Source organism: Endozoicomonas sp. ONNA1 (assembly GCF_024606325.1).
Lineage (GTDB): Bacteria > Pseudomonadota > Gammaproteobacteria > Pseudomonadales > Endozoicomonadaceae > Endozoicomonas_A.
This window is the reverse complement of sequence record NZ_JAHHPN010000836.1, coordinates 1-2,332: the sequence shown is the minus strand read 5'-3', so window position 1 is coordinate 2,332 and position 2,332 is coordinate 1. Positions and strand designations below refer to the sequence as shown.

Annotated in this window: 2 protein-coding genes; both read left to right on the top strand. The window is 46.2% G+C overall.

Going from position 1 to position 2,332, the window contains the following annotated elements:
* The coding region (locus KDK19_RS19760) for a DUF4116 domain-containing protein (RefSeq protein WP_257292695.1) at nucleotides 1-1,890 on the top strand (1,890 nt) is incomplete at its 5' end.
* Nucleotides 1,891-2,077: 187 nt separating this feature from the next.
* Nucleotides 2,078-2,332 (top strand): hypothetical protein (locus tag KDK19_RS19755; RefSeq protein WP_257255462.1); only part of this gene is annotated, 255 nt, incomplete at its 3' end.

Genomic DNA, 2,332 nt, shown 5'->3' with positions numbered 1-2,332 from the left:
AATGCCCGTTTGTTGGCATTTTTTGCCTCCGGCGGCGGACTGGATTGTCTGGCAAGCCCGGTAAAACTGAGCATGTCGCCACAACGATCAAAGCTACTGGCAAAGACCTGTGACAGCGTAAAACGGCTGGTTCATGGGGCTGAAGCACTGCTGGATGGATATCATGCGTTTTTGCAACTGGCGGGTAATAGCCGTACACACAGGGTCAAGTCATTGCGGGATGAGTTACCGCAACTGATCCACCGATTCGAGATGTTGAAACAGGCCATTCACTCCCGTTTAGAGAGTATCATTCTTCCTATGCAAGCTGCCGAAGAAGGACAGCTATCCCCGGGAATATTTCGTCAGTGGGTAGCTGACTGTCATCAGTTACAGTCCTCTCTTCAGGCACTTACCCCTGGGAGCGCCGAGCTGGTGCAAAGCGTCCATGAGCTGGTTTTTGCCTTGCATCAGCGTTTTGTAAAGGCATTGGCACCGGTCGCTGAGGCTTCCGCTCAGGGCAAGCTTTCCAGTAAAGGTCGCGTTACCTATGTTGATTGCACGGCTCCGGGTAACCCGGATGAGAAGGCGCCACTACTGGAAATGTCCTGCAAAACATCAATCGAAGCATCAGGGTGTTCAGGGACTGTTATCAGTATGGATGAAGCCGTGATTGTTAACCTTAAACTTGGCTGTCATGTGAGCCTTATTGAGCTGCTTGAACGCGCAGAGGGTGGGAAAGGACGGACCTTGAGACTGACATTTTCTGATAAATTTGATGGATATGATGAAAAGGAGAAATCCTGCAAGTTCAAGCGTATGTGGTTCCTGGCGCAATTATTAAGAGAGATCGAACTGGATAAAAATGCTGATAGCATGAAGTTGAGCTGCAACGCCGTAGCGGGTGCAATGACCGTCGAATGTGCCCAAATGTTATCAACTAAAACCATGCAGGAGGCCTTTAAACAACTGATGATTGTTTTACCTTCTATGTGTGATCTGGATGTTGAGTTGAGGGGCATACCCATTTTTGAAGGAGGTCAGTGGGACTTTAATTTGCTTGCACAACGCCTTAATCGTGATGTTGCGACAGAAACGGATAGATTTGCCTTTCAACATTGCCTATTCGTAATGTCCAGTCGGACTAAAAGTGCCTGGCTCTATACTGCCCCTTGCTGTCAGTTATTGAGCAAACACCATCAACAATTTACTCATTATGTTCATCGGCTAAGTATATGGCACATGTCGTTAGTTTGTCGGGAAACACCGGAAGAAAGTGCGCGGGAAATCTTAATGAGTGATGAGATCGGTGAGGACACCCGCAGGGAACTCTTAAATCATCTTCTATTATTGACTCCCATAAGAGCTACTGAACTGGTTGAGCAAGTCTATGACATGGGGAATCAATGCTTTGTTATCAAGCCATCTTACAATTACAGATTGGAGTTTTATGCACCACCGGGCCAGCCACTTGGGGATCATAAAGAAAAGATCAGGAATGCCGTGGTGAAGCATGGGCTGAAATATGCCAGCCAACGGGTTCTGAATGATAAAAACTTTGCATTATCTGCCATTTCAGAATATCCCGCAGAACTGCGATATTTGAGTGAAAAGCTGAGGGATGATAGCTATGTCGTCATGGCCGCTATCGCAAAGTATCCAGAATCTTTGCAGTATGCCAGTGAAAGACTACGAGGCGATAAAGACATTATTCGAATAGCCATTGCTGAAAGTATTCATTCCTTATTGTTAGTCACTGAAAAGGTATTGAAGGATCGCCGGTTTATGCTCGAATTAATTGAAAAAAATCCTCGAGCTTTCAATTATGCTGCTGCCGAGCTTAAATATGATAAGGCTTTTATCAATGAAGCAGAACAAAGAAACCCCGAAGTTCGTCAATACCACAGATAACCTGCGGATAAAGTCTGATCGATCCGGACAACGTTGACCATTGAAAACCCTGTTGTCAGCCTACTGTTTTTTTTCTACTGCGTGCCTGAAGCTGATGGGTGAACTTTATAAAAACATTATTGTCGAATCAAAAACAATGGCTCGCCATTGAATTATGGATGAATATTAACCTGATAGGGCTATCATTATGTTACCCTTGCCTGCAAACATTGACAGATCAAATCCTCAAAGCCTGCCAGCCGGACCAAAGCAGGACAGGGGGGCTGATCGTGCTTCCAAAAAACGTCTCGGCGATTCTGTTACCCATAGTGTTCCGCTCAGCCAAACGTCACTGTCCAAGCGTTTCTGCCGTCCATCTGTTTCAGCTCAGGCTGCTGTTCTTCCCCCCAACCGGGAACAACTTGGGGGCAAGGGAATGTTTTTACAGCGCATGAAGGAAGCC